21 protein-coding genes are annotated in these 25,625 nt (G+C 64.1%); 8 read left to right on the plus strand and 13 right to left on the minus strand.

What is annotated here, in order from left to right; genetic code table 11:
* Positions 1-8: 8 nt before the first annotated feature.
* A complete protein-coding gene (gene arfB, locus A3728_RS17360) occupies positions 9-431 on the minus strand; it encodes an alternative ribosome rescue aminoacyl-tRNA hydrolase ArfB (protein ID WP_067926559.1) in 423 nt (140 codons plus the stop codon).
* A gap of 88 nt (positions 432-519) precedes the next feature.
* Here arfB and A3728_RS17365 point away from each other — a divergent pair, with 88 nt between their 5' ends.
* Positions 520-924, plus strand: a complete 405-nt coding sequence (locus A3728_RS17365) for an STAS/SEC14 domain-containing protein (RefSeq protein WP_067926562.1) — start codon at positions 520-522, stop codon at positions 922-924.
* A gap of 354 nt (positions 925-1,278) precedes the next feature.
* On the opposite strand, the gene A3728_RS17370 is transcribed toward A3728_RS17365, so the two are convergent.
* The 4 genes from A3728_RS17370 to A3728_RS17385 form a co-directional block, all read right to left on the minus strand.
* Entirely contained in the window at positions 1,279-2,157 is an 879-nt protein-coding gene (locus tag A3728_RS17370) for an esterase-like activity of phytase family protein (RefSeq protein ID WP_150120866.1), read from the minus strand.
* The gene (gene mepA, locus A3728_RS17375) at positions 2,154-3,107 is read right to left on the minus strand and encodes a penicillin-insensitive murein endopeptidase (protein WP_067926568.1); all 954 of its coding nucleotides are present in this window, start codon (positions 3,105-3,107) and stop codon (positions 2,154-2,156) included. The genes A3728_RS17370 and mepA overlap by 4 nt, the downstream gene beginning before the upstream one ends.
* A complete protein-coding gene (locus A3728_RS17380) occupies positions 3,104-4,471 on the minus strand; it encodes an MFS transporter (protein WP_067926571.1) in 1,368 nt (455 codons plus the stop codon). The genes mepA and A3728_RS17380 overlap by 4 nt, the downstream gene beginning before the upstream one ends.
* Positions 4,472-4,613: 142 nt before the next feature.
* Complete coding sequence (locus tag A3728_RS17385; RefSeq protein WP_067926575.1) at positions 4,614-5,159, minus strand: acyl-CoA thioesterase; 546 nt, start codon at positions 5,157-5,159, stop codon at positions 4,614-4,616.
* Between the two features lie 140 nt (positions 5,160-5,299).
* Between A3728_RS17385 and A3728_RS17390 the strand changes: the two genes are divergently transcribed.
* The 3 genes from A3728_RS17390 to yaaA all read left to right on the plus strand — a co-directional run bounded on the left by A3728_RS17390 (position 5,300) and on the right by yaaA (position 8,546).
* Positions 5,300-5,587, plus strand: coding sequence for a YggT family protein (locus A3728_RS17390; protein WP_067926578.1), 288 nt, complete (start codon positions 5,300-5,302; stop codon positions 5,585-5,587).
* Between the two features lie 103 nt (positions 5,588-5,690).
* Positions 5,691-7,736, plus strand: coding sequence for a DNA helicase RecQ (gene recQ / locus A3728_RS17395; protein WP_067926581.1), 2,046 nt, complete (start codon positions 5,691-5,693; stop codon positions 7,734-7,736).
* A 30-nt stretch (positions 7,737-7,766) separates the two neighbouring features.
* Positions 7,767-8,546 (plus strand): peroxide stress protein YaaA, encoded by a 780-nt coding sequence (yaaA, locus tag A3728_RS17400; RefSeq protein ID WP_067926679.1) that lies wholly within the window; start codon positions 7,767-7,769, stop codon positions 8,544-8,546.
* Here the strand turns inward: yaaA and A3728_RS17405 are convergent.
* The 5 genes from A3728_RS17405 to A3728_RS17425 all read right to left on the minus strand — a co-directional run bounded on the left by A3728_RS17405 (position 8,531) and on the right by A3728_RS17425 (position 17,510).
* On the minus strand, positions 8,531-10,711 hold the full coding sequence (locus A3728_RS17405; protein ID WP_067926584.1) for a response regulator: 2,181 nt from the start codon (positions 10,709-10,711) through the stop codon (positions 8,531-8,533). The genes yaaA and A3728_RS17405 overlap by 16 nt on opposite strands.
* Positions 10,712-10,799: 88 nt before the next feature.
* A complete protein-coding gene (locus A3728_RS17410; RefSeq protein ID WP_067926587.1) occupies positions 10,800-12,842 on the minus strand; it encodes a hypothetical protein in 2,043 nt (680 codons plus the stop codon).
* On the minus strand, positions 12,839-15,613 hold the full coding sequence (locus A3728_RS17415; protein ID WP_067926591.1) for a DUF4159 domain-containing protein: 2,775 nt from the start codon (positions 15,611-15,613) through the stop codon (positions 12,839-12,841). The genes A3728_RS17410 and A3728_RS17415 overlap by 4 nt, the downstream gene beginning before the upstream one ends.
* The gene (locus A3728_RS17420) at positions 15,610-16,506 is read right to left on the minus strand and encodes a DUF58 domain-containing protein (protein ID WP_067926594.1); all 897 of its coding nucleotides are present in this window, start codon (positions 16,504-16,506) and stop codon (positions 15,610-15,612) included. Before A3728_RS17420 ends, A3728_RS17415 begins: the two co-directional genes overlap by 4 nt.
* Positions 16,503-17,510 (minus strand): AAA family ATPase, encoded by a 1,008-nt coding sequence (locus A3728_RS17425; RefSeq protein ID WP_067926598.1) that lies wholly within the window; start codon positions 17,508-17,510, stop codon positions 16,503-16,505. Before A3728_RS17425 ends, A3728_RS17420 begins: the two co-directional genes overlap by 4 nt.
* A gap of 74 nt (positions 17,511-17,584) precedes the next feature.
* Between A3728_RS17425 and A3728_RS17430 the strand changes: the two genes are divergently transcribed.
* Together A3728_RS17430 and A3728_RS17435 are read left to right on the plus strand one after the other, a co-directional pair.
* Positions 17,585-18,169, plus strand: a complete 585-nt coding sequence (locus A3728_RS17430; RefSeq protein WP_067926601.1) for a DUF1285 domain-containing protein — start codon at positions 17,585-17,587, stop codon at positions 18,167-18,169.
* 35 nt (positions 18,170-18,204) lie between these two features.
* The gene (locus A3728_RS17435) at positions 18,205-18,978 is read left to right on the plus strand and encodes a hydroxypyruvate isomerase family protein (protein ID WP_067926604.1); all 774 of its coding nucleotides are present in this window, start codon (positions 18,205-18,207) and stop codon (positions 18,976-18,978) included.
* Here the strand turns inward: A3728_RS17435 and A3728_RS17440 are convergent.
* From A3728_RS17440 to A3728_RS17450, 3 genes are all read right to left on the minus strand, one after another.
* The gene (locus A3728_RS17440; protein WP_067926607.1) at positions 18,966-19,574 is read right to left on the minus strand and encodes a hypothetical protein; all 609 of its coding nucleotides are present in this window, start codon (positions 19,572-19,574) and stop codon (positions 18,966-18,968) included. The genes A3728_RS17435 and A3728_RS17440 overlap by 13 nt on opposite strands.
* Positions 19,575-19,641: 67 nt before the next feature.
* The gene (gene polA, locus A3728_RS17445) at positions 19,642-22,443 is read right to left on the minus strand and encodes a DNA polymerase I (RefSeq protein ID WP_067926611.1); all 2,802 of its coding nucleotides are present in this window, start codon (positions 22,441-22,443) and stop codon (positions 19,642-19,644) included.
* A gap of 153 nt (positions 22,444-22,596) precedes the next feature.
* Positions 22,597-22,776, minus strand: coding sequence for a zinc-finger domain-containing protein (locus A3728_RS17450; RefSeq protein WP_067926615.1), 180 nt, complete (start codon positions 22,774-22,776; stop codon positions 22,597-22,599).
* A 203-nt stretch (positions 22,777-22,979) separates the two neighbouring features.
* On the opposite strand from A3728_RS17450, the gene gpmI reads away from it, so the two are divergent.
* Together gpmI and A3728_RS17460 are read left to right on the plus strand one after the other, a co-directional pair.
* Positions 22,980-24,497, plus strand: a complete 1,518-nt coding sequence (gene gpmI / locus A3728_RS17455; RefSeq protein WP_067926618.1) for a 2,3-bisphosphoglycerate-independent phosphoglycerate mutase — start codon at positions 22,980-22,982, stop codon at positions 24,495-24,497.
* Positions 24,494-25,624 carry a murein hydrolase activator EnvC family protein gene (locus A3728_RS17460; protein WP_067926622.1) on the plus strand — a complete coding sequence of 377 codons (1,131 nt, stop codon included), beginning with the start codon at positions 24,494-24,496 and terminating at the stop codon, positions 25,622-25,624. Before gpmI ends, A3728_RS17460 begins: the two co-directional genes overlap by 4 nt.
* Position 25,625: the final 1 nt, after the last annotated feature.

Consider the following 25,625-nt stretch of genomic DNA (forward strand, 5'->3'; position numbering starts at 1 on the left):
CGGTCCGCTCAGCCGGGGGGATCGACCTTGCCGCGCAGCGCTTTGATCTCGCCCCGGGCCTTCTTCGATTTGAGCCTGCGCTTCTTCGACCCCAGGGTGGGCCGCGTGGGGATACGCCGCTTCGGCGGAGTGAGCGCGCCCCGGATCAGATCGGCCAGCCGGTCGCGGGCAATATCGCGGTTCCGCGCCTGCGAGCGGGTTTCGTCGCATTGGATGATCAGCGCGCCCTCGTTGGTCCAGCGGCGCCCGGCAAGCCGTTTAAGCCGGGCTTTGACGGGGCCCGTCAAGGAAGGCGAGGTCGCGGCCTCGAACCGCAGTTCCACCGCCGTTGCGACTTTGTTGACGTTCTGCCCCCCGGGTCCGGAGGACCGCACGAAGCTTTCGGTAATCTCCCAGTCCTGTATCGCGACGTCTTTGGTGATATGCAGCATCGTGCCCCCTTGGCCCCATCATCGCATCGGAACGGGGCAGGGTGAAGGGGCGTTGATCCTGCGACTCCCAGACTGCGAAGGACCCGCGATGACACAGATGCTCACCCTCCCCGCGGTGGCGCAGATCGGCACCAGCCGCGAAGACCTGATTGCCCTGCGCGTGACCGGAGGGATCGACGCGGAACAGATGGACGCCCTCGCCAGCTTTTTGAATTCTGTGTTCGATGAGCGGGACACCGTCGATCTGTTGATTGTTTTCGACCGGTACATCCCGGCCGCCCCGGCGGACACATTCGACTGGGACGCGATCAAGGCGTGGTTTCGCGCGGATGGCAACCTACGGCGCTATATCGTCGTGGGAGACGGGGCGCATGTGAACGAGCTGCTGGACGGCCTGTCGAGCATCCTTCCCGTGACGCCCGAGATTTTCGACGAAGAATTGTCGGCCTGGCGGGCGCTCGATGCCCATGCGACAGCCCCGGGAAGCGTGTGAAACGATTACTCAAATGAAATGGGCCGCCCCCGATAGGGAGCGGCCCAATCGAATGGTTTCAGGAGGCGGAGCCGGTAAGACCCTGCGATCAACCTGGTGACTTCGACTGCCGGGGTTTGCCCTAGCAGGAAACCTCCCAAGCTGTTCCGACACCTCTCTCCAATACCGTTCTTGACACTGGATCACCTCCTTTACATTTGTTGAACTCACCCGCAGCGTTGCACAGCCTGCATTTTCCGCAAAGCGATTTTTCAACCTCTTGGCAATCAATCGCGCAGAGCGTGCGGGATCAGCCACTAGTTGCTGCGTGACAGGAAGCTTGATCAACGTACGACAGCGACCCGCCGCAGCCAATTACTCCGTCACGATGAACTCGGTCATCCGGGTGGATTGTATAGGCAGGAAATTATCGTCCGATATCGTGGTGAGCCGGGTCTGGCCGAAACGGTCCTTCCAGACGCTGATCGCTTCGAGGTTGTCGAAGCGCGAGGGCAGAGAGGTGATGAGGGTGACCTCTTCTGGAACGGGACCCTGAAATTCGAACCGGCGGATGCGGCTGCGAAAGCCCAGCGGTGTCACGCTGCGTTCCAGCAGGTACAACCGCCCCTCGTGGTCGTAATCCGCGCCCACTGGCACGAACGCGCCCCTGCGGATGAGGCGATGCACCCTCCGCCAGCGCCCCCGTTCGAGCGCGTAAACCGAAAAGGGGGCTGTGCGGCTGGTACTGCTTTCCGGAATGGCGTGAAGCGTTCCGCCCGGGGTGATGGCCAGCGCCTCCAACCCCTGATTGATGGGGAATCCCTTGAAGGCCTGACTGCGGGGAAGAACCCCGGTACGCCCTGTTTTCGGATCGATCCGCATGACCCGGTGGTCATTCTCTAACGAAACATAGAGTTGCCCGTCCGGCCCTTCGGCAAGTCCTTCGGCATCTGAATCGGGCTTTCCCAGTACGCTGCCGGCTGGGCTGCGCAGGGGCTGTGTATCCAGTACCTGGATGGCAGCAAGCGTGTCCAGCCCGTCCCGGATCAATCCCGCGGTGACGATCCGGCCCCGGTCCGACACGATGTAGGCCCGTTTGCCATCATCGGACACTTCCATGCCGGAAAACCCGCCGAACCAGCCTTCGTTCTGGGTCCAGACAACATCTGAGACCTGCTTCAGCGCGGGTTCGGCAACAGCGGGCAGGGCCGCGCTGCCCAGCGCGGCCATTAGGGCGAAAATACGAAGGATCAATTTGCGTCCAGTACCGCTTTGCACTGTGCCGGAAGGTCCGCCAGCAGAATTTCACGCCGGGGTTTGGCGGGTTTGGCATTGGGATCCGGCGGTGGCGGGTTCAGAATGTTCTTCTGCCACTGCGCGGCCTCTGCACAGCCGTCACCCGGCGGGGGCGGGGCCTGATTGGTGCAATCCGTCGCGCCCGGAGGGCAGGTCAGGCGCACGTGGAAATGGTAGTGATGCCCATACCATGGCCTGATCTTGCGCAGGTAGGACCGGTCGCTGGTTTCATCGGCGCACATCTGAACCTTGGCGCCGGGAAAGATGAAGATTCGCGCGACACGCGGATCGGAGGCGGCGGCCTTCAGCAACTGATGGTGCTGGGGCGTCCAGCTTTCGTTCACATAGGCGCCCGCCGCGCGCCGAAGCGAGATGGAGGAAATGCTTTCACGCTGGGCGCGGGAGAGGGCGAGCGATTTGGGCGGTAACAGCCAGATATCTGCATCGAGACCGATCTGGTGGCTGCGGTGGCCGGTCAGCATCGGGCCACCCCGCGGCTGGCTTATGTCTCCTACGTATATGCCGCCCCAACCGGGAAGCTGTGCGGCACGCTGGCTCAGCTTGTCGATGTAGTCGAGCATCTCCGGATGGCCCCAGTTGCGATTGCGGCCCAGCCGCATCGCCTGCCATGTCGAGCCGGTTTCCGCCAGTTGCATCCCACCGGCAAGGCATCCCTTGGAATAGCCGCCGTAGGGCGCGGGTGCCTGTGCGGAGCCATGGGTCTTCGCCCCGAAAAGGCGCTTTGCCTCCACATTGCTAAGCGCCCCGCCCGAAGAGCCGATCGTCGGCAGCACGGCAGATGGCGTGCCGTCAATGTCCAGATTTGCCTGCGCCTCGGGCGTGTCGCCGCCACAGGCTGCCAGAAGGATCGCCAACAGGGCGGCACTCGTCACACGATTTAAACTCATTCCTCAAAATCCCCCTGGGGTTTCACCCATGCTAGCAGGAGAAGGCCGATGATGAATAGCCCCACGATGGGGGCGATCCCCAATCTTTGACTGCCCGTCAGATCACTGGTCACGGCAATCAGCGCCGGGGCAAGGAACGAGGTTGCCTTTCCCGACAGCGCATAGAGACCAAATGCCTCCGTCATTCTTTCGGGATTGCCTTGCCGCGTCAGCATGTTGCGCGAAGATGCCTGCAAAGCGCCGCCTGCGGCGCCGATCAAGGCGCCAGCCACGTAGAACAGGATGTCCGGCAGGGGGGAGCCTTCGGGCAGTGCAATGCCCAGTACCGAAACGGGCGTGAGCGAAATGATCAGGCAGCCGGTGAGGATCAGAACGACACAGCAGAAGACGATCACGGGCATCGGCCCCACGCGCCGATCCACCCGGCCGCCCACCCAGCAGAATACCGCGCCGGAAATCGCGGCAAGGATGCCGAAGATGCCGATATCGATGATAGACCATTCCAGCACGCCGAGAGCATAGATACCGCCGAAGGTATACATCCCGTTGAGCGCATCGCGGTAGAACATGGAGGAACCGAGATAGGCCATTAGCGACGGGTGGCGGGGCAACCGCCGCAGGGTACGGACCAGATCGCGCAACCCCTGACCCACCCGGTAGCGCGCCGCCGCAGGCGCCGGCTGGTCGCGGATATAGAGGAAGAAGGGGATCATGAATATCACGTACCAGACGGCGGTGAAGGGGCCGACGATACGGGTATCGGCGCCGGTCTCCGGGTCCAGCCCGAATAGCGGGGGAAGCCCTGCCATCGTCACCCCCGATGGCGTTGCCTGAAAAAGCGCGATCATCACGATCAGCGCCAGCACGCCACCCGCATAGCCGAATGCCCAGCCGGAGCCTGATATGCGACCGCGCTCGGCAGGGTCGGGGTGCAGTTCCGGCAGATAGGAATTGGTGAAGATCGTGGCAAATTCCATCCCGATCAACCCAATGCCGAAGAACAGGAGCGCCAAGGGGACGGAAAAGCTCTGCGGCGCTGTCCACCATAGCCCGGCGGAACCCACCACGTAGAGCGCCGAGAAGAGCCAGATCCATGGCAACCGCCTGCCGGAGGAATCGGCCACCGCGCCGAGGATGGGCGCCAGCACCGCGATCAGCACACCCGCGACTGTCAGCCCGTAGCCCCAGTAGGCCTGCGCCTGCGCCTTTGCCGCACCGGGTTCCATGCCGTTTTCGATCAGCGCGGTCGTCGCCGTTTGCGCGAAGTAGGGGCCGAAAATGAAGGTCAAGAGCAGGGTATTGTAGGGCTGACTGGCCCAATCGAAGAAATACCAGCCCCAGATACGCTGTTTGACCGTGCCCATTCTTTCTGCCCTCCCGCCGTTGCGGAAAGGTAGAGCAGGGGCACCGCGTTGCTGCAAGCAATGATTGCAGCACGAACGTGACGACAACCAAGCCGCGCGGGTGTCTGAGGTCATCGACGCGATGAAGCACTGACCTTTGGCGTCAGCTTTGCATCTGCATCGGCGGCCACGCCCTGTCGGCCTCCGCTGCGACCCAGCGGGCGACCCAATCCGGCATGGGGGGCGATGTGTCCGCCCGACCCATGGCTGCAAGGATGCGCGGCGGCGGGATTAACCCCTTCGCATCGGTCAGTGCTGTGCGGTAGAGCACGTGGCTTGCACATTCTCCGTTGCCCTTCCACATGCTCTGTTCCAGATAGATGAACCTGTCGTCCCAGCAGGTCAGTCTGCTGCGCATCTCGAACCGCTCGAACCCGCGGATGCGACGGCGAAAGCGTGTGCTTGTCCCCGCAACCGTCATGCCCCAGCCTTCGCGCCGCAGTACGGCGATGAGCCCGAGCCGCTGCGCCAGCGCGGTCCGCCCCAGATCGTAAAGCGACAGCGCCCGCCCGTTATTGAGTTCGAGCCAAAAATCCAGATCATGCGGCCAGCACCTGTGATGGCTCACATGAACCTCCGTCAGCGAGGCCAAAGCGGGCTGCCGCCGGGCACGAAGCAGATCCTTGGTCATGCGCACGAAGGGAAACATCGGAATCCTCGGTTGGTCTGGGAAAGACGCGGGATTGCTTTTCCGAGCGGACGGGGTGGCGGTCAACGACAACCTCGCGGCACCCTTGCCCTTTGGTGTCGCGCCCTTTATCTCAACCACGTCTCGCGAAAGGGTACGCCATGGCCTCGTTGTTCCAAATCATCATGCTGCTGCTGGACATTGTCTGGTTCGTCATCATTGCGCATGTGATCATGTCGTGGCTGATCAACTTTCAGGTTCTCAACCTGCGCCAGCCGCTGGTGGCCCAGATCTGGGACGGCCTCAACCGGCTGCTGGAGCCGCTCTATAGCCGGGTCCGGGCCTTTCTGCCCGCCATGGGCGGCCTTGATCTTGCCCCGCTGGTGGTTCTGATCGCGGTGGCGATCCTGCGGATTGTCCTGATCAACAACGCGCCCGCGTTCTACTGACCGGATGCGCCCCCGTCGCGGGGGCGAAACCGGGTGGGGCCTTGCCCCGGATGCCGCCCTGTGGGACCTTGGGCGAAAAAGCGAAAACCCCTCCCGAGGTCATATGACAGGCGCTTCCACGCTTCTTCAGAACGTATTCGGATTCGATTCCTTCCGGCCCGGGCAGGAACCGATCGTCGACGCGGTGACGGCGGGGGAAAACGTGCTGGCGATCATGCCCACGGGTGGCGGTAAATCCCTATGTTTTCAACTTCCTGCCCTGCTGCGTGACGGGGTGACGGTGGTGATATCCCCCCTGATTGCCCTGATGCGGGATCAGGTCCGGAGCCTGCAGGAAGCGGGCGTGGCGGCAGGGGCGCTCACCTCCGGAAACACGCCGGAAGAAACGGACGCCGTATGGGAGGCGCTGGAAAGCGGGGCATTGAAACTGCTCTACATGGCGCCTGAACGGCTGGCTGCCGGTTCGGCCGCCGGAATGCTGCGCCGGGCGAACGTGCGCCTGATCGCGGTGGACGAAGCCCACTGTGTGAGCCAGTGGGGCCATGATTTCAGGCCGGACTACCTGCGCATCGGTGCCCTGCGGCGGGACCTTGGCGTGCCGCTCGCGGCCTTTACCGCCACGGCAGATGCCGAAACCCGTGCCGAAATCGTCGAGCGGCTGTTCGACGGAGAAGACCCGCGCCACTTTCTTCAGGGGTTCGATCGCCCCAATATTCATCTTTCCTTCGCGGCCAAGAATTCACCGCGCCAGCAGATCCTTAAATTTGCGGCGGCCCGCCGGGGGCAATCCGGCATCGTCTACTGCGGCACGCGCGCAAAGACCGAGGGGATCGCCCGCGCGCTTCAGGATGAAGGCCATGCCGCGTTGCATTACCACGGCGGGATGGAGGCCGATGATCGCAGAATGGCGGAACGCCGTTTCCAGCAGGAGGACGGGCTTATCGTTGTGGCGACGGTCGCTTTCGGGATGGGGATCGACAAACCGGATATCCGTTGGGTGGCCCATGCCGATCTGCCTAAGAGCATCGAAGCCTATTATCAGGAAATCGGGCGCGCGGGACGCGATGGCGCGCCTGCCGAAACGCTCACGCTTTTCGGTGCGGATGATATCCGCCTGCGCCGGGGCCAGATCGACGAAGGGCTCGCCCCGCCGGAACGCCGCATGGCCGATCACGCTCGGCTCAACGCGCTGCTGGGGCTTGCCGAGGCTCTAGCGTGCCGTCGACAGACCCTGCTGGGCTATTTCGGTGAAACGATCACGGGCTGCGGCAATTGCGACCTCTGCGAAACGCCGGCAGAAGTCTTCGACGGCACCACCGCCGTGCGCAAGGCGCTGTCTGCGATCCTGCGCACCGATGAATGGTTCGGCGCGGGCCACCTGATTGACATCCTGCTGGGGCAGGAGACGGACAAGGTGCGTGCGCGGGGTCATGCAGACCTGCCAACCTTCGGGGTGGGTCGCGAATACGACAAGCGCCAGTGGCAGGCCGTGTTCCGCCAGATGATGGGCCGCGATCTGGTGCGCCCTGACCCCACAAGGCACGGGGCGCTGCGCATGACTGATGCGGCGCTGCCGATCCTGCGGGGGGAGGCCAGCATAGACCTGCGCCGCGATACGATCACCGCCGCGGCGAGCGAACGCCGCCCTGCGGTCAAGGCGCTGGTGTCGGACGAAGACGCGCCCCTGCTCAGCGCGCTGAAGGCGAAGCGCCGGGCACTGGCCGAAGCGGCGCGCGTTCCGGCCTATATCATCTTTACCGACCGCACCCTGATCGAGATGGCCCAGACCCGGCCCGGCGACCTCGACGCGATGGCGCGTATCGGCGGCGTCGGGGCCAAGAAGCTGGACAGCTACGGTTCGGCCTTCCTCGAAGTGATCAACGGGGAGGCTCGGGAAATGCATCCCACCCGCCGAAAGCTGGCAGGTCGCAACGCAGGGGAGCTTTATGACAGGCTGCTGCAGATTCAGGCGGATTTGTCCCGCGGCACGCAAGGCACCGACAAACCGTTAAGCTGCTCCGCCTCGCAACTGGCCAAGGTGGCACAGTTGCGCGATCCCGACGATACGACACTGGAACGGGTGCTGGGCGAGCGCCGCGCCGCCCGGTTCGGCCCCGCCTTTCTGGACGTTCTGCGGGGTGCGGGCTAGGTAGCCTGCGAAAGCAGAGGGAGAATGGCGATGCTGGTGGTGATTTCACCCGCGAAACGGCTGGACTGGAGCGAACGGTCGCAGAAGATGACGGAACCGGCCTTTGCCGCCGAAGCCGACAGCCTTGCACGAACCGCCCGCAACCTGCCCCTGCGCGACCTCAAGTCGCTGATGTCGCTGAGCGACGATCTGGCGCGGCTGAACCGTGACCGGTTCAAGGACTTCACGACAGAGCCGACAGCGGACGCCACCCGCCCCGCGATCCATGCCTTCGCGGGCGACACCTATCAGGGTCTCGAAGCGGCAACGCTGGGGGAGGACGCGATGGATTGGGCACAGGACCATCTGCGCATCCTGTCCGGTCTCTATGGGCTGCTGCGACCGCTCGATGCGATACAGGCCTACCGGTTGGAGATGGGCAGCCGTCTCAAGACCCGGCGCGGTGCCACGCTTTACGAATACTGGCGCGACGATATTGCAAAGGCGCTGAATGCCCAAGGCGAAGCTGTGGGTGCCAAGGTTCTGGTGAATTGCGCCAGTCAGGAATATTTCGGCGCCGTGCCGACCAAGGCGCTCAAGCTCGATGTGGTCACGCCGCGCTTCATGGAAGACAAGGACGACGGGAAGGGGCCGAAGATCGTCAGCTTCTTTGCCAAGAAGGCCCGGGGCGCAATGGCGCGTTTCATTGTCGAAAACCGGTTCTCCGACCCCGCCGATCTGCGCGCCTTCGAAGCGGGCGGCTATACTTGGCGCGAAGACCTGTCCACAGAGGCAGAACCGGTATTCGTGCGGCCCTATCCCGAAGGCTGACGCGGGGCCCCGGGCCATAGTGGGGCCATGCCGTCTTTCCACGCGGCGGTGATCTGACCGAGAAGTTGCGATTTACGCAGCGGTTTTGCCAGATAATGATCCGCACCCGCGGCGAGGATATCGGCATCGTCGCCATGCATGGCATGGGCGGTGAGCGCGACGATCGGCACATGCCCCCCTTCGCTCGCTTCGAAGTCCCTGATGCGCCGGGTGGCTTCGCGCCCGTCCATGCAGGGCATCGAGACATCCATGAAGATCAGGTCCGGCCGTTCCGCACGGAAGGCATCCAATGCTTCCTCGCCATTCGCGGCCATGGTGAGGGAAAGATCGAGGTGTTTGACCATCTCCCGCAGGACAAGCTGGTTCGTGCGGTTATCCTCCGCCGCGAGCACGCGCATCCGGCGGGGCCCTTGCGCCGACGCGCGCGGCCCGCGTTCCGAAGATTTGAGGGCGGTGGCGATTTCGGCGCAGAGGGTTCGGCGGGGCAGGGGTTTTTGCAAAAGGGCCTGCAACAGCCCTGCATCGGGGTCACGCTGGGCGCTTCCGGGGTTCGAGCTGAGCATTAGTATCGGGGCCTCGCACCCCGCACCCCTGAGAGCGCGGGCCAGGAGCAGGCCGTTCATCCGCGGCATCTCATGATCCGTCAGCACGATATCCACGCTGGTGTCCATGCGCCGCAAAGCTTCTGCGCCATCGCGGCAACTGGTCACGCGGGCACCGAACTGTTCGAGCTGCCGTGTCACGATCAGCCGGTTCACCTCCAGATCGTCGACCACCAGCACATGGCATTCACCGAGGGGCCGTTTCTCTGGCACGTGGGGGGCTTCGGCGGCGACGGGCAGATCGAGGGAGAAGCCGAAGCATGAACCTTCGCCTTCCTGTGAATCGACCCAGATTTCGCCGTTCATGAGGCCAATCAGCCGCCTGCAAATGGCAAGGCCAAGCCCTGTCCCGTCGAACTGACGATTGCAGGTGTTCTGAACCTGGCTGAATTCGTCGAAAACCTCACTCACCATCGCGGGTGAGATGCCGATGCCCGTATCCTCGATGGAGACGTGAAGGCCCGTGTGCCCCGCAACTGCAGAAGGGCGGCCCACTGCCCGGACAAGCACATGGCCCTGGGCCGTGAACTTTACCGCGTTCCCGATCAGGTTGGTGAGTACCTGCCGAATCCGACCGGCATCTCCATTCAGCTGTGCGGGCAGGCCGATATCGTAGTCGAGCAGAAGGGAGAGACCTTTTTCCCGTGCGGCCGGCTGCAACAGCAGGATAACCTCCCGCATGGCCTGTTCGAGGTCGAAGGGTTCGGGGTTCAGGTCCAGCTTTTCCGCTTCGATTTTCGAGTAGTCGAGCACGTCGTTGATGATGACGACCAGCGCTTCGCTGCTGTTCTTGATCGTTTCGACATAGAGTTGCTGTTCACCGGTAAGCACAGTGTCTGCCAGCAGGTCCGCCATACCGAGAACGCCATTCATCGGGGTTCGGATTTCATGGCTCATATTCGCCAGGAACACCGATTTCGCCCGGTTCGCGCGCTCGGCCAGGGCGCGGGCCTCCTTCAACTGGGCCTCGTATTCCACCGTCGCCGTGATATCGATGCCGAGCGACACGAGGTCTCCGCCCGGCCCGCGCCGGTCGATCATCTTGATGTGTTTGCCGTTCCACAGCTTGATCACCATGGGATGGGGCGCGGGTGATTGGCGCCGTTGCATCATCATGGCCCGCCAATCCGCCGGGAGCAGGCTGCCGGTATCGATAATTCCTTCCTCGGTCAGAACCTGAAGGATCGTCATGTAATTCACCCCGGGACCGATGAGTTCGAGCCCATCGAAAATGACGAGATAGGCCTTGTTCGCCATGATCATTTCGTCATCCGCGTTGAAAAAGGCGAAACCGTCGGCGATTGTCTGGATAGAATGCCACAGCCGCCGTTCCGTCAGGGCGATGCGCTGGTTCGCCGCGCTCAGATCGGATTTCACCCGCTGATTCTCATCGCGGATGGTTTCGACCTCCGCCCGGGTTTCCACGATCTCTTCCGAGAGTTGCCGTGCGTGTTGGCCCAGTTTGCGATTGGCCGCGAAAAGCTCCGCCTGTTTCAGTTCCAGAAGACGTTCCGCCTTCAGCCTGCCCCGGCGTTCCTCCGTCAATCGGCTGGCAAGGTTCATGCCGCTTTCCCTGCTTGAATCTTTCCCGGATCCATAGCTCGAAGATGCTGAACAGTTGTTTAATCGAAGACGAGGGGGGCAAATGTCCTCAGCGACGGCCTTCCCGCAGCCATGCGGCGATGATGAGACCGGCGCTCAGCAGCAGGACCAGCCACCCCGGCAGCAGCGGCGTCTGTGTCACATCGCGGGTTTCATAGGCCGCACGCGGGGTGAGGCCCAGCCAACCGCGCCCGGCTGCGGGCCGGCCCGGCCGGACGTTGCGCAACCGGGGCAGGCCATCTTCCACCCGGGCCGAGCCTCCTCGCTGCGCGTTGAGGATCGGCTCCATCGCGTCGGCGCTCGCGATGGTTTCGACGAATTCGCGCGGCGCCGCAGGACCAAGCCCGATCACGGCGGTCTGATCGCCGTTTTCCAAGCGGTAGAGGCCAATCTCCGGCCCTTGGAACGTCGCCGTGAAAAGGCCGGGATCGGTAGGTGACAGTTCCAGTTCGGTGGTCGACCCGTCCGGCCCGGTGATCGTGAGAGGGGGGACGCTGTCCTTCAACGTCCGCCGGACGATCTGCATGGTCTGGCCTTCTGCGGTGGCGGTAAGGGCCTCCTCTTCGAGTTCCGGCTCCTCCATCATCCAGTGGGCGAGCCTGCGCAGCAGTTCCAGTTGCGGGCCGCCGCCTTCGTAGCCCCGGCTCCACAGCCACGCGTGATCGGATGCAAGCAGCGCGACGCGCCCCTGCTCCACCCGGTCAAGGATGAGCAGCGGGCGATCATCCACCCCTTCGAGCAAGACGGCCCCAGCGGGGTTGGTCACGTCGATCTGGCGCAGCCAGCGGCCCCAGTCGCCGTTGTTGGGCAGCCCCGCAGTCACGGGGTGCCTTTCGCCGATATCCGAGACGCGGGGCAGATAGGGTTCGGCGAGCACCCGCGCGGTGGGGGTCGCGGGCAGCACATCGCCAAGGGGCGAACGGTAGAGACTGTCCGCGCTGGCGAAGTCCGGCCCCGCCGCGACCAGAACGGCCCCGCCCTGCCGAACATAATCCGCAACGTTCTGCAGGTAGAGGGCGGGCAGGATCCCGCGCCGCTTGTAGCGGTCAAAAATGATCAGGTCGAAATCCGCGATCTTGTCCATGAAGAGTTCGCGGGTCGGAAAGGCGATCAGCGACAGTTCGTCGACTGGCACGCCATCCTGCTTTTCAGGGGGGCGCAAAATGGTGAAATGCACCAGATCGACCGATGAGTCGGACTTCAGAAGGTTCCGCCACGTGCGCCCGCCGGGGTGCGGTTCGCCACTTACCAGCAGCACGCGCAGCCGATCCCGCACACCGTTCATCTGGATTAGCGCGGCGTTGTTTCGGTCGGTCAGTTCGCTTTCGACGCCCGGCGTAGTGAACTGGATGACGTTGCGCCCGCCGTGGGGCAGGGTGACGGGCAGTTCGATATCCTGTCCGATGGGGATGTCGAAGGATTGCGGCGGCTCTCCGTCCACTGAAATATCCAACTGGGCGAGGCCCGTGCCCTGTGGCGCGGCCCCCATGTCATCGATCCGCAGCGTGAGCGTCACCGGTTCGCCGATGATCGCGAATGCCGGTGCGTTGCGTACGCTCAGGCGCCGGTCCCAGTCATCTTCTTTTCCAGTCAGGATCAGATGCATCGGCGCGGGCAGGTCCAGCGCGAGATCGGTATCGTGGATACGCCCGTCGCTTACGGCCAGCAGCCCCGAAATGCGCGCCCGGGGCTCTTCGGCGAGCGCATCGGCCACCGAAGTCATCAACCGCGTGCCCGCGTCGTCCGGGCTGTCCGGAACGGTGATGCGCCGCAGTTCCGTGTTGGGCCGGGCCGCGATCTGCTCGGCTAGGGCGTCAGCGGCGCGCGAGGACTGCTCCTCCCGGTCACCGAGCCGCTGGCTGGCGCTCTTGTCCTCGAACAGCATCACGATATCGGTAAGCGGCGCGCGGTCCTCCACCTGAAAGGACGGCCCCATGAGGGCAGCCAGCACGATCAGCGCGGCCAACCCCCGCAATGCCCAGCCCTTGAGGCCGCGGAGCGCTGCCAAGACAGTAGCGGCAGCGGCGATACCGGCCAGTATGATGAGCAGCACCATCGGCAGAAGGGGATCGAAAACGATGCTATGCGTCATTGTCCCAACCTGTCCAGAAGCGCGGGCACATGCACCTGATCGGATTTGTAGTTGCCCGTGAGCACATGCATGATCAGATTGACACCGAAGCGCAGCGCAAGTTCCCGCTGACGGTCGCCAGAAAACCCGCGACCGATCGGCAGCAGGGGCGCACCGTTTTCAGACACCGCCCAGGCCGAGGCCCAATCATTGCCGCCGATCACGACGGGCGTCACCCCGTCATTCAGGTTACGGAAGGGCATCCCTTCGACCTTTTCGGCATCCGGCGGGGCCGCTTCGACCCAGATGTCGCGGCTGGCATGCCGCCCCGGAAAATCCTGTAGCAGATAGAAGGTTCGCGTCAGTACGTGATCCGTGGGCACCGGCTCCAGCGGTGGAATGTCGAGCGGTGCGGCCAGTTCCTGCAGCTTCCTGCCGTTGGCGCTGGCGGTGCCGAAACGCGCGATATCGGCATCGCGCGTGTCGAACAGGATCAACCCGCCGGAGCGCAAATAATCGTTCAGCTTTACATAGGCCGCGTCGGACGGGCGCGGCTGATCCGGCGTGATCGGCCAGTAGAGAATGGGGTAGAATGCCAGTTCGTCCGTTTCAAGATCTACCCCGGACGGCAGGGCAGGCTCTACCGAGGTGCGGAAGAACAACGTATCCGAAAGCCCCCGCAACCCCGCGGCGGCGACATCGTCGACCTCACGATTGCCGGTCAGCACATGGGCGAGCGAGACTTCCGCCGCCGCACTCAGCGCTTCGGTTTCGGCTTCTGTCTGGGCCCCGAGGTTCTCCGGTGCAAGGGTGAGCGACAGCACCAGCAACGCGCTGGCGACGGTTGTGCTGCTTGTCTTCAGCAGGCGGCCCGACAGGGCCAGCGATGCGGCAGCGTCGGCGGCCAGCAGCAGGATCGCCAGTCCCAGCAGCCAGCCGGCGATCGGTTGTTCGGGGGCTACGGACAGCCCGTGAACCGTAATGTCGGCAGGCCAGCCCGCCGGGGTAAGCTCCGTCTCCGGGCCGATGACATTGCGTGCGATCCGCCTGTCACCCGAGGCATATATGCCCGGCGGCACTTCGGCCCCGGTGGGCGCATCGAGCAGCCGGGCCCCATCGATACCGGGCATGGTTCCGGCATCCGAAAGCGTGCCGAACCCGTCCATCACCCGCACCGGCGTCCATGTGGTGCCGTCAAGAGCTTCGGCATCCGGGCTCGCCGCGGCGGATGACGTCGCGAGCCGTTCCATCATCTCGACAAAGAGACCGGAGAGCGGCAGGGAGGACCATTCCGCCGTCGCCGTCACATGGAACAGGACGATCTGGCCCTGACCCACCTTCTTGCGTGTCACCAGCGGCGTTCCATCGCTGAGCGAGGCGATGACCCGCTGCGCCAGCGTCGGGTCGGGCTGTGCGACGACCTGGGCGGAAACGGAGACATCATCGGGAATCGTGAGGCCATAGAAGGGCGAGCTATCCCGGAACGGCGCAAGCGACTTCGGCTCCCCCCAGCTCATGGCGCCGCCGACGCTGCGGCCCCCGGCACGCAGGCGCACGGGCATCAGCGGATCCTCTTCGATCCGGCTCACGTCGCTTGCCGCGATGCGCGGCCCGGCAAAGCGGATCAGCATGCCGCCCTTGTCGATCCACTCCTGCAGGGGTTCTGCCTCGGCCGGGGCGAGGGTGGCGATATCGGCCAGCACGATCACGTCCGGATTGGCGGGCAGAACCTCGGCGATACTGCCGTCGATTAGGTCCGCCGTCGGGGCGAGGGCCTGTTCGATGTAATGCAGCGGCGCGAGCAGTTGCAGGCCTTCGCGGTCGCTTCGCCCGCCGATCAGGGCGACTTCGCGGCGCCGCAGGGCGTCATCCACAAGGGTCGTGGCACCGGCGGACCGCTGCCCGGCGATATCGAAAGAGGTGATGCGCGCGCGCAGTTCGGACGGCAGGGAAAGCGCCGTTTCCGCCTCGGTCGCGTCCGCCTCGAATGTTGTCTGAGCGGTGGCGAGGACCCGGGCGTTTCCGGCGGGGTCACGGCCCTGCGCCTCGACCGTGACTTCTCTTTCCAGTCCCGCCGCCGCCCGCCGCAGGGTAAGCATGACGGCCCCGTCCTCGTAGCGCGCGGTCGCGATGGCCAGTGTATTGGCGCCCGTCTGAAACGCCTCGACGGTTCCGTGACTGCGCAGGCTCGCCAGCATCGCATCACGACCGTCATAATCGAGCCCGTCGGCGAACCACATGGTATCGAACCGCCCTGCATCCGCGATGGCGGCCTGTGCCCGCGCCAAATTGCCTTCGGTCGGTTGCCAGGGGGCGGGTTCCAGACCCGGCAGACGACTGCGCCAGACGTCCGCGGCCTGGAACAAGGGGGCTTCGGGCGCGGTCAACACCATGAAACCCACGGGGCGCCCGGCGCGACCGGCGCGGGTCAATTGCGCCTCGATTGCTTCCATCTGGCGTGGCCAGCCGCTCGCCCCGGCCCAACTGCCGTCGAGAACCATGAGCAGCGGTCCGCTACCGGATGACTGATCGCGCTGCGGGTTCAGGACCGGGCCCGCAAGCCCGATGATGATCGCGGCGACGGTAAGCATCCGCAGCAAAAGCAACCACCACGGCGTCCTGTCGGAAACGGATTCGTCATCCGTCAGGCCCAGCAGCAGGGCGACGCCGGGAAACCGGCGGCGGATGGGCGCGGGCGGGACGGCCCGCAGGATCAGCCACAGCACCGGCAGGGCCAGCAAGGCCGCCAGCAGCCATGGCGCGGTAAAGCCTATGCCGCCAAGAACCGTCATGCAGCGCGATCCAACGCACCATAGAGCCAGAGAAGGCCCGTTTGCGCGGGCTTGTCCGTATGGTGCAGGCCATACCGCCAGCCGGTCAGGGTGCAAAGCTGCTGCAACTCATGCTTTCGGGCCGCCAGCCGGTCGATGTAGCGGTCGCGCAGATCGTTCGCCTTTAGCGTTTCATGCCGCAACGTGCCGCCCATGCTTTCAAAGACGGTCCGCCCCGCGAAGGGAAATGCCTCTTCCGAGGGGTCGAGGACATGGAGCAGCGCCCCCCGGACGCCCCGGTCCGCCGCTTTGGTCAGGGCTTCGCGAACCTGACCCAGGTCGCCCATGAAATCGGACACGAAGACCGCGCGGGCGTTGGGGATCATGGCGCGATGCTCCGGCGGCGCATAATCCGCCTCGCTATCGCGGCTCAGCATTTCAGTCAGGCGCAGGATCTGCGGGTTTCCCCGACGGGGGGGAAGCTCCGTCCCAGTGAGGCCCACGCGTTCGCCCCCGCGGATGAGCAGGATCGCCAGCGCAAGCGACAGCAGGCGCGCACGATCCGCCTTTTCCGGCAGGTCAGCGGTGGAGGCAAACCGCATGGATGCCCCCTGATCGACCCAGAGCATGACCGATTGCGCGATCTGCCATTCGCGTTCTCGCACGAACTCATGGTCGCCCATGGCGGATCGCCGGTGATCGATGGCCCGGCGGCTGTCCCCGGTCTGGGCCGGGCGGTATTGCCAGAAATCGTCCCCCAGCCCGGCGCGCCGACGTCCGTGCGCCCCCAGTAGCACCGCCCCCGCCAGATATTCCGCCCGCGCCAGCAGCGGCGGCAGGCGCGACGCTTCGCTTTCGGCCCGCGCCCTGAGGGCGAGGCGCGCGGTCTCCTCTTGGGCGGGGGTGCCGGTCACGCCGCGGCCTTTGCCCCGGTGAGCTGGGTCGCGGTCTCACTGATCAGGTCGCGCAGGCTGTCGCCCCGTGCGCGTGCGGCAAAATTCAGCGCCATCCGGTGGATGAGCACGGGATGCGCCATGTCGAACACGTCTTCGGCCGAGGGTGCGAGCCGCCCCTGCAGCAAGGCGCGGGCCCTGACCGCCAGCATGAGCGCCTGTGCCGCGCGGGGGCCGGGGCCCCATGCGACGGTATCGCGAACCTTGCTGCTGACATCTTCGCCATCGGGCCGGAATGCCCGAACGAGATCGAGAATGGTTTCCACCACGGAATCGCCCACGGGCATGCGCCGCAGAAGCCGTTGCGCATCCAGCAGTTCACCAGCGCCGAACACTTGTGTGGCTTCGTCTTCCGCTTCGCCGGTGGTCGCGATCAGGATGTCGCGCTCGGTCGCGCGGTCGGGATAGGGCACATCGATCTGGACCAGAAACCGGTCCAGCTGCGCTTCGGGCAGCGGATAGGTCCCTTCCTGTTCGATCGGGTTCTGCGTGGCCAGCACGTGAAAGGGCGTACCAAGCGGCCTGTCCTGCCCGGCGACGGTCACGGTCTTTTCCTGCATGGCCTGCAAAAGTGCCGATTGGGTCCGTGGACTGGCCCGGTTGATTTCATCGGCCATGAGCAGCTGGCAGAAGATCGGACCCTCGATAAAGCGAAAGCTGCGCGCGCCGTCAGCGGCGGTATCGAGCACCTCTGATCCGAGGATATCCGCCGGCATCAGGTCCGGGGTGAACTGCACGCGCTTTCCGTCCAGCCCCATCACCGTGCCCAGCGTTTCCACGAGGCGCGTCTTGCCCAGTCCCGGCAGGCCGATCAGAAGCCCGTGACCCGCGCACAACAACGCGGTGAGCGTCAGTTCGACCACACGCTCCTGCCCGATGAAGCGCCGCGTGATGGAGGATTTGGCCGATGCGAGCTTGTCACCAAGGTCCTCGATCTGCGCCACCATGTCGTCCGACTGGCTCATGACTTTCGCTCTCTTCCGGTTATATGGTTGCGTTGAATGTAAGTGTATCTTGATCTCGGGAAATGGCAAAAGCGATGAGTGGACAAAAAACCGTGACACCTTCGGCCGAAAGCCTTGCCGCATCGGCCAAGGCGGCGAAAACAAAGGGCGGCCCCCCGCTGGAACAGTGGAACCCGCCCTTCTGCGGTGATCTGGACATGCAGATCCGGCGCGACGGCACATGGTTCTATCAGGGCACCCCCATCGGCCGGATCGAACTGGTGAAGCTCTTTGCCACCATCCTGTGGAGGGAGGGTGACGACTACTTCCTCAAGACGCCGGTCGAAAAGGTCGGCATCACGGTAGAAGACGCCCCATTCGTCGCGGTTGATTTCGAAGCCTCTGGGCAGGGGGAGGCGGGGGAGCTGACCTTTACAACGAACCTCGGCGATACCGCAACCGCTGGGCCCGACCATCCGATCCGCGTGGAGCGGGACGCCGAAACGGGGGAGCCGTCGCCCTATGTGCTGATCCGCCGAAACCTCGAAGCGCTCATCGACCGCAAGAGCTTTTACCGGCTGGTCGATCTGGGCGCGCATCACGACGGGTGGTTCGGCCTGTGGTCGGGCGGAGAGTTCTTTCGCATCATTCCGTCGGATGAGCTGCCGAACGAGGAATAACCGGAACAGACCGTATCCCGGCGAAAGGCGTTTGCATGAAATACGCGGCCAACCTGTCGTTGCTCTGGCCAGAGCTTCCCTACCTCGACCGATTCGACGCGGCTGCAGAAGCAGGCTTTTCCGCGGTGGAGATCCTGTTTCCCTATGACCTCGCGGTAAAGGAAACCCGCCGCGCGCTGCTTCGGAATGGGCTGGAACTGATCCTGATCAATGCCCCGCCGCCGAACTACACCGGCGGCGCGCGGGGATTTGCCGCCGTACCCGGGGGCGAGGCGCGGTTCCGCAGCGATATGAAGCGCGTCTTTCGCTATGCGGAGGCGCTGGGTGTTTCGATGATCCATGTGATGGCCGGAGAGGCGGAGGGAGAGACCGCCCGACAGACCTTTGTGGAAAATCTGCGCTGGGCAGCCGCTGCGGCCCCATCGGGCCTTATGCTGAACATCGAGCCTCTCAACCGTACCGCCATGCCGGACTACTTCCTCGCCTCCTACGATCTGGCGAGAGAGGTGCTGGAGGCGGTTGATCGCCCGAATGTCAGGCTGCAGTACGACAGTTATCATGCGCAGGTCATCCACGGGGACGCGGTAGAGGTCTTGACGGATTTCGCGGACTTAATGTCACATGTGCAGATCGGCGATGCGCCCGACCGCAGCGCCCCGGGGACCGGCAGCGTCGACTTCCCTGCGCTTTTCGAACGGCTGGCCCAACTGCATTATGACGGCTGGATCGCAGGGGAATATCATCCCGGGGGGTCTACGGAAAAGACGCTGGGCTGGCGGCAGATTCCCGCGCTTCATCAATCGGAATAATGTAGCTGTCGTAGTAGTTTGCGCTGATTCCAGTGGCCGCGGATCTGTTTCGTCAGAATGGTCGTCGGGATGAAGTGAACATCGTCGTTTTCATCGACGCAACGTTCGAACTTGCGTCGCGCGACGACCAGCTTCGAGGCATGGCCCGAAGCGGCGCCCACCGTGATCTCGATCTCCTTGACCGGCTCTCCATCGGGGATCTCGGTCTTCTGGCGGGCGCGGTAGATCAGGTCCCGGAAGCTGCCGATGTCCATGTATTCCCCACTTTTCAGCGGGCCCTGATTGGTCCGTTTGATGGGGTCCTCCATCGTGTCGAGGTTCAGTTCCTCCCGGTCGATGACCGAAGCCTCATATGTCTTTTCCCCGATGGTCAGCCGCGCGAGGATCGCGATGACATAGATCGGTTCCGTCGCCATGTTGGAGATGATGCAGCGCGCCCGTTCGTCTTCTGCCGCGCCGTGGCTGATCATGATGACGGCCTGACGCTGCCGCACGAAACCCATGTAGAGGATTTGCAGATAGGCAAGCCACACGAGTGCTGAAATCATACCCAGGCCGAGGCGCAGAAGCTCGGCGTTATCCTTGATCCATTCCATGCCGCTAAACGCCGCTTTTGCGCCGACGGGTCCATGCGATGGCCAGAAAAATCCGGATTCGCCCGATTCAGTGCGCCGCGGCCCAGTTTGCTCCGGTGCCCGCGTCCACCGTCAGTTTCACGTCGAGCTTCACCACAGGGTCATTCGCGTTTTCCATTACGTCCTTCGCGGCGGCGATCAGATCGTCCTCTGCCCCGCTGTCGACTTCGAAGAGAAGTTCGTCATGAACCTGTAGCAACATGCGGGCAGGCAAATGATCGATGGCCGCCGGCATACGGATCATGGCACGCCGGATCACATCGGCCGCCGTGCCCTGAATGGGCGCGTTGATGGCGGCGCGCTGGGCAAAGCCGGCGCGCGGGCCCTTGGCCCCGATCTCCGGGGTGTTGATCTTGCGACCGAACAAGGTCTCCACATAACCATGCGCCTTGGCGAAGTCCTTCGTATCGTTCATGTAATCGCGGATGCCGGGGAAACGTTCGAAATAGCGGTCGATGAAGCCCTGCGCCTCGCCCCGAGGAATGCGCAGGTTGCGCGCAAGTCCGAAACCCGAGATGCCGTAGATGACACCGAAGTTGATGGCCTTTGCGCGGCGGCGAATGTCCGGCGTCATCTCTTCCATGGGAACGTCAAACATCTCGCTCGCTGTCATGGCATGGATGTCGTCGCCCCGCGTAAACGCTTCCTTCAAGGCGGGAATGTCGGCGATATGCGCGAGGATGCGCAGTTCGATCTGCGAATAATCCAGCGCGACGAGCGTCTTGCCCTCTTCCGCGACAAAGGCTTCGCGGATGCGGCGGCCTTCCTCCGACCGGATCGGGATGTTCTGCAGGTTCGGATCGGTGGAGGCGAGCCGCCCGGTGCTGGCCCCGGCAATCGAATAGCACGTATGGACCCGACCGGTTTCGGGGTGGATGTGATCCTGCAAGGCGTCGGTATAGGTGGACTTGAGCTTTGAAAGCTGTCGCCAGTCGAGGATGCGCGCGGGCAGTTCATGCTCCGTCGCCAGATCTTCGAGGACATCGGCGCCGGTGGCATAGGCGCCCGTCTTGCCCTTCTTGCCGCCTGCCAGCGCCATTTCATCGAAGAGGATTTCGCCCAACTGCTTGGGCGAACCCACGTTGAACTTGCGGCCCGCCAGTTCGTAAATTTCGTCTTCCAGCCCGGCCATCTTCTGCGCAAAGGCGTTCGACATGCGCGACAGCGTATCGCGGTCCACCTTGATGCCCGACCGTTCCATCCCGGCCAGCACCGGGACGAGTGGCCGTTCGAGCGTTTCATAAACCTTCGTGACGCCCGCGCGATGCAGTTGCGGTTTGAATAGCTGCCACAGCCGCAATGTGATATCCGCGTCCTCGGCGGCATAGCACACCGCGTCGTCCACCTGCACCTTGTCAAAGGTGATGGCGGATTTGCCGGTGCCCAGCAAAGGCTTGATCGGGATCGGAGTGTGGCCGAGGTACCGTTCGCTGAGCGTATCCATGCCGTGGCCATGCAGACCGGCGTGCATCGCGTATGACAGCAGCATCGTATCGTCGAGCGGCGCCACCTCGATATTGAGGCGGGCGAAGATCTTGGCGTCGTATTTCATGTTCTGCCCGATCTTCAGGATCGACGGATCCTGTAGCATGGGCGTCAGCATCTTCAGTGCATCCTCCAGCCCCATCTGGCCCTCCGCCAGATCGTCGGAGCCGAAGAGATCGTCGGCACGGTTCGCCTTGTGGGTCAGCGGGATATAGCAGGCCTGCCCCGGCTCCACGCAGAGCGAAACCCCCACCAGTTCCGCCGTCATATCGTTGAGCCCGGTGGTTTCCGTATCCACGGCGACGTAGCCGCGCTCATATATCCGGTCCAGCCAGACCTGAAGCGCGCCGGCATCGCGAACACATTCGTAGCTTTGCGGATCGAAGGGCACATCGGCCATCTTCGGCATCTCGGGCGTCGCGGGGGCGGTTTCGGGGATCACGGGTGCCTCGCGGCCCAGACCTTCGGCGACGCGGCGCGACAGCGTGCGGAACTCCATCTCCGCGAGGAAACCCAGCAGTGTTTCGGGGTCAGGGTCGCGCACCTCCAGATCGTCGAGCGTGAAATCGAGCGGCGTGTTTTCGTCCAACAGTACCAGCTTGCGGGACAGGCGGATTTGCTCCGCATGGTCGATGAGCGTCTGGCGCCGCTTGGGTTGCTTGATCTCTTCGGCGCGGGTGAGCAGCGATTCCAGATCGCCATATTCGTTGATGAGAAGTGCGGCGGTCTTGATCCCGATCCCGGGCGCGCCCGGAACGTTATCCACCGAATCCCCGGCGAGCGCCTGCACGTCCACGACCCGTTCGGGGTAGACGCCGAATTTCTCGAACACGCCGTCACGGTCGATGCGGGTGTTCTTCATGGCGTCCAGCATCTCCACCCCGTCGCCCACAAGCTGCATGAGGTCCTTGTCAGACGAGATGATGGTGCAACGCCCGCCCGCCGCACGGGCCTGAACGGCAAGCGTGGCGATGATGTCGTCGGCCTCGAACCCTTCCTTTTCCTTGCAGGCGATGTTGAAGGCTTCGGTCGCCTTCCGGGTCAGGGGGATCTGGGGGCGCAGGTCCTCGGGCATTTCGTCCCGGTTCGCCTTGTACTGGTCATACATCTCGTTGCGAAAGGTATGGCTGCCCTTGTCGAAGATGACGGCGGCATGGGTGGGCGCGTCGGGGCCCGCGTTGTCCTGAATCATCTTCCAGACCATGTTGCAGAATCCCGCCACGGCCCCGATCGGGATGCCGTCGGATTTGCGGGTCAGCGGCGGCAAGGCGTGAAAGGCGCGGAAGATGAATGCCGAGCCGTCGATAAGATGCAGGTGATGGCCTTTGCCGAATGTGCCGGACATGGGGTGCCTCCGTAGGGTCGGCGCCCTTTTGCCACGAAGCGGCGCGGTCTGCCAGCATCAAGGGGGCGGCGCAGGGTCCTGCAAGGCGGCGTTGGCAGGGATCAACGGGTCTTCGGTGGGGGAGCGGTAGGCGGAACGCTTAAGCCGGTTCGCTTAGTCCTTGTCCGCGAAATCGGCGTGAATGTATTTCGCGTCGCAATAGCCGCATTCGACCCAGCCCTTGTCCTGCGGTATCTGCAGCCAGACCCGTGGATGGCCCAACGCGCCTTCCCCGCCGTCGCAGGCGACGCGGTAGGTGTTCACGATGCGGGTCTCGGGCGGCTGGATGGTCATGTCTGTCAGTCCTGAAGAGCGGCGTCTGCCCCGGTTATGACCAATGCCGCCACGCGGGGCAAGGCCCGCTCTGCCCGCGGGCGGCGGCGGGCTTTGGCGAATCGCCGCGCGGGTCACCCGGTGCAAAGGAAAGAGGTTCACCCCGCCCGCCGCAGAAGGTAAGACCGGCGCAGCAGAGCCAGAAAGCGAGCAGACGGCCCACCATGACCACACCCAAGCCAGTCGTTCTATGTATTCTCGATGGTTGGGGGCTGCGTGAGGAGCGTGAAGGCAACGCCCCGGCCCTTGCCCATACACCCAATTTCGACGGCATCATGGCCCGCTGCCCCAACGCGACGCTGATCACCCACGGCCCGGACGCGGGCCTTCCGAAAGGCCAGATGGGCAACTCCGAAGTGGGTCATACCAATATCGGTGCGGGCCGCGTCGTGGCCATGGATCTAGGGCAGATCGACCTCGCGATCGAAGAAGGCTCCTTCGCGGTCAATCCCCGGCTCACCGACTTTGCGCAGCGGCTGGTCGAAAGTGGCGGCACGGCGCATTTACTGGGTGTGGTATCCGACGGCGGCGTGCACGGGCACCTCAATCACATGGTCGCGGCTGCGCAGGCGCTCAACGCGGCGGATGTACCAGTTGTTCTGCATCTGATGACGGATGGGCGGGATGTGTCCCCCACTTCCGCGCTCACGTATCTTGAGGAGTTGCAGCAGGGATTGCCCGAGGGGGTACGCATCGCGACCGTAACAGGCCGCTATTTCGCGATGGACCGTGATACCCGCTGGGACCGCATCGCGAAGGCCACCGCCGCCATTATCTCGGGCGAGGGCGCGCGCGCGGATACGGCGCACGAGGCCGTGGAACGGGCCTATGCCCGGGACGAAACCGACGAATTCGTAACGCCGACCATCATCGGCGACTACGCCGGTGCCTCCGACGGTGACGGGCTATTCTGTCTCAACTTTCGCGCGGATCGCGCACGGCAGATCATGTCCGCGCTGGGTGACCCTGCATTCGACGCCTTCGATACCGGCCCTCGGCCCGACTGGGCGGCGCTGATGGGAATGGCGGATTATTCCGAACACCACGGCAGCTTCATGTCGACGGTCTATCCCAAGCCGGAAATCGTGAACACGCTGGGCGCCTGGGTCGCGTGCCATGGGCTGCGCCAGTTCCGGTTGGCGGAAACCGAGAAATATCCCCATGTAACCTTCTTCCTGAACGGGGGCGAGGAAGCGGCGGCGACCGGAGAAGACCGCCACATGCCGAAATCCCCGGATGTGGCGACCTATGACCTGAAGCCAGAAATGTCGGCCGACGAAGTCACCGACAGGCTGGTTGCGGCGATCCGCGACGGCTACGACCTGATCGTGGTCAACTATGCAAACCCCGATATGGTGGGGCATACCGGCGATCTCGACGCGGCGATCCGGGCCTGTGAGGCGGTAGATTCAGGGCTGGGCCGGGCCCTGTCCGCCCTGCGGGAGGTCGGCGGCGCCATGATCGTCACGGCGGATCACGGCAACTGCGAAACGATGATCGACCCCGAAACCGGCGGTCCCCATACCGCCCATACGCTGAACCCGGTGCCGGTCGTGATCGTCGGTGCGCCCGAAGGGGCGACACTGCGCTCCGGCAGGCTCGCCGATCTGGCACCGACCGTTCTGCAACTGCTCGGCATAGACCAGCCGGAGGAGATGACGGGGCGATCCCTGCTGAGATGATGCGCGCGCTGATCATAGGCTTGATGCTTTGGCCAGCGCTGCTCTGGGCGGAACAGGATGCTGCCAGACAGGCGCGCGCAGCCGCCGATCAGTTGGAGGCGGCGTCGGCGCTGCTCGATGCTGCGGAAGGCGCCGGGGACAGGGTGGCGGCGCTCACAGAAACGATACAGGCCTACGAGAAAGGGCTCGCCGCGATGCGCGCGAGCCTGCGGCAGGCCGCGATCAACGAAAGCCAGTTGCAGGCACGCCTGCAGGCCCGTGACGGCGAGGTCGCGCAACTGCTGAGCGTTTTGCAAAGCATTGGCGGGGACCCGTCGCCGGTGGTGCTGCTGCACCCAGACGGGCCGATGGGCACCGCGCGGGCGGGGATGCTGCTGGCCGAACTTTCCCCCGCGCTGAACGCGCGGGCCGAGGCGCTTCGCCGAGACCTCGATAACGTAAAGATGCTGCGGCGCCTGCAGACCGATGCGGCGGGCAGATTGCAGGAAGGACTGGCCGAGGTACAGGGCGCGCGCACGACGCTCAATCAGGCGATGGCGAACCGGACCGAACTGCCCAAGCGCTTTACCGAGGATCCGGTGCGCACCGCGATCCTCATCGCGTCGAGCGAAACGCTCGAAGGCTTCGCCAGCGGGCTTTCCGAAATCGCGACAGAGGAAATCGAACCGGCACCGGTCAACCTCGACGGAAAGGTGGGCGACCTCGCATTGCCCGTTCAGGGGCTGGTGCTGCGGGGGGCCAACGAGCCCGATGCCGCCGGCGTGTCACGCCCCGGTATCATCCTCGCCACGCGCCCGCGCGCTATCGTGACGACACCGGCGGCGGCAACGATACGCTATGTCGGCCCGCTGCTGGACCTCGGCAATGTCGTCATCCTTGAACCGCAGGTCGATACGTTGTTTGTATTGGCCGGACTGGACGTGGTTTACGGCGAAGCCGGCCAGGTCATAGCGGGGGGGACGCCGATAGGTTTGATGGGTGCGCCGCAAGGGGGCGCCCCGGGTGCATTGTCAACACTCAGTGATGGCACTGGCACCGATCGTTCCGAAACGCTCTATATAGAGGTCAGGCAAAACAACATTCCACAGGATCCACAGGATTGGTTCCGTACCGACAAGGATGAATAGG

The organism is Sulfitobacter sp. HI0040 (assembly GCF_001634885.1).
In the GTDB taxonomy this organism is placed as follows: domain Bacteria; phylum Pseudomonadota; class Alphaproteobacteria; order Rhodobacterales; family Rhodobacteraceae; genus Sulfitobacter.

Bases quoted from the DNA above. Each gene is read 5' to 3' on its own strand.
- arfB (WP_067926559.1), bottom strand. From the start codon at position 431: ATGCTGCATATCACCAAAGACGTCGCGATACAGGACTGGGAGATTACC.
- A3728_RS17365 (WP_067926562.1), top strand. From the start codon at position 520: ATGACACAGATGCTCACCCTCCCCGCGGTGGCGCAGATCGGCACCAGC.
- mepA (WP_067926568.1), bottom strand. From the start codon at position 3,107: ATGAGTTTAAATCGTGTGACGAGTGCCGCCCTGTTGGCGATCCTTCTG.
- A3728_RS17380 (WP_067926571.1), bottom strand. From the start codon at position 4,471: ATGGGCACGGTCAAACAGCGTATCTGGGGCTGGTATTTCTTCGATTGG.
- A3728_RS17385 (WP_067926575.1), bottom strand. From the start codon at position 5,159: ATGTTTCCCTTCGTGCGCATGACCAAGGATCTGCTTCGTGCCCGGCGG.
- A3728_RS17390 (WP_067926578.1), top strand. From the start codon at position 5,300: ATGGCCTCGTTGTTCCAAATCATCATGCTGCTGCTGGACATTGTCTGG.
- recQ (WP_067926581.1), top strand. From the start codon at position 5,691: ATGACAGGCGCTTCCACGCTTCTTCAGAACGTATTCGGATTCGATTCC.
- yaaA (WP_067926679.1), top strand. From the start codon at position 7,767: ATGCTGGTGGTGATTTCACCCGCGAAACGGCTGGACTGGAGCGAACGG.
- A3728_RS17405 (WP_067926584.1), bottom strand. From the start codon at position 10,711: ATGAACCTTGCCAGCCGATTGACGGAGGAACGCCGGGGCAGGCTGAAG.
- A3728_RS17410 (WP_067926587.1), bottom strand. From the start codon at position 12,842: ATGACGCATAGCATCGTTTTCGATCCCCTTCTGCCGATGGTGCTGCTC.
- A3728_RS17415 (WP_067926591.1), bottom strand. From the start codon at position 15,613: ATGACGGTTCTTGGCGGCATAGGCTTTACCGCGCCATGGCTGCTGGCG.
- A3728_RS17425 (WP_067926598.1), bottom strand. From the start codon at position 17,510: ATGAGCCAGTCGGACGACATGGTGGCGCAGATCGAGGACCTTGGTGAC.
- A3728_RS17430 (WP_067926601.1), top strand. From the start codon at position 17,585: ATGAGTGGACAAAAAACCGTGACACCTTCGGCCGAAAGCCTTGCCGCA.
- A3728_RS17435 (WP_067926604.1), top strand. From the start codon at position 18,205: ATGAAATACGCGGCCAACCTGTCGTTGCTCTGGCCAGAGCTTCCCTAC.
- A3728_RS17440 (WP_067926607.1), bottom strand. From the start codon at position 19,574: ATGGAATGGATCAAGGATAACGCCGAGCTTCTGCGCCTCGGCCTGGGT.
- polA (WP_067926611.1), bottom strand. From the start codon at position 22,443: ATGTCCGGCACATTCGGCAAAGGCCATCACCTGCATCTTATCGACGGC.
- A3728_RS17450 (WP_067926615.1), bottom strand. From the start codon at position 22,776: ATGACCATCCAGCCGCCCGAGACCCGCATCGTGAACACCTACCGCGTC.
- gpmI (WP_067926618.1), top strand. From the start codon at position 22,980: ATGACCACACCCAAGCCAGTCGTTCTATGTATTCTCGATGGTTGGGGG.
- A3728_RS17460 (WP_067926622.1), top strand. From the start codon at position 24,494: ATGATGCGCGCGCTGATCATAGGCTTGATGCTTTGGCCAGCGCTGCTC.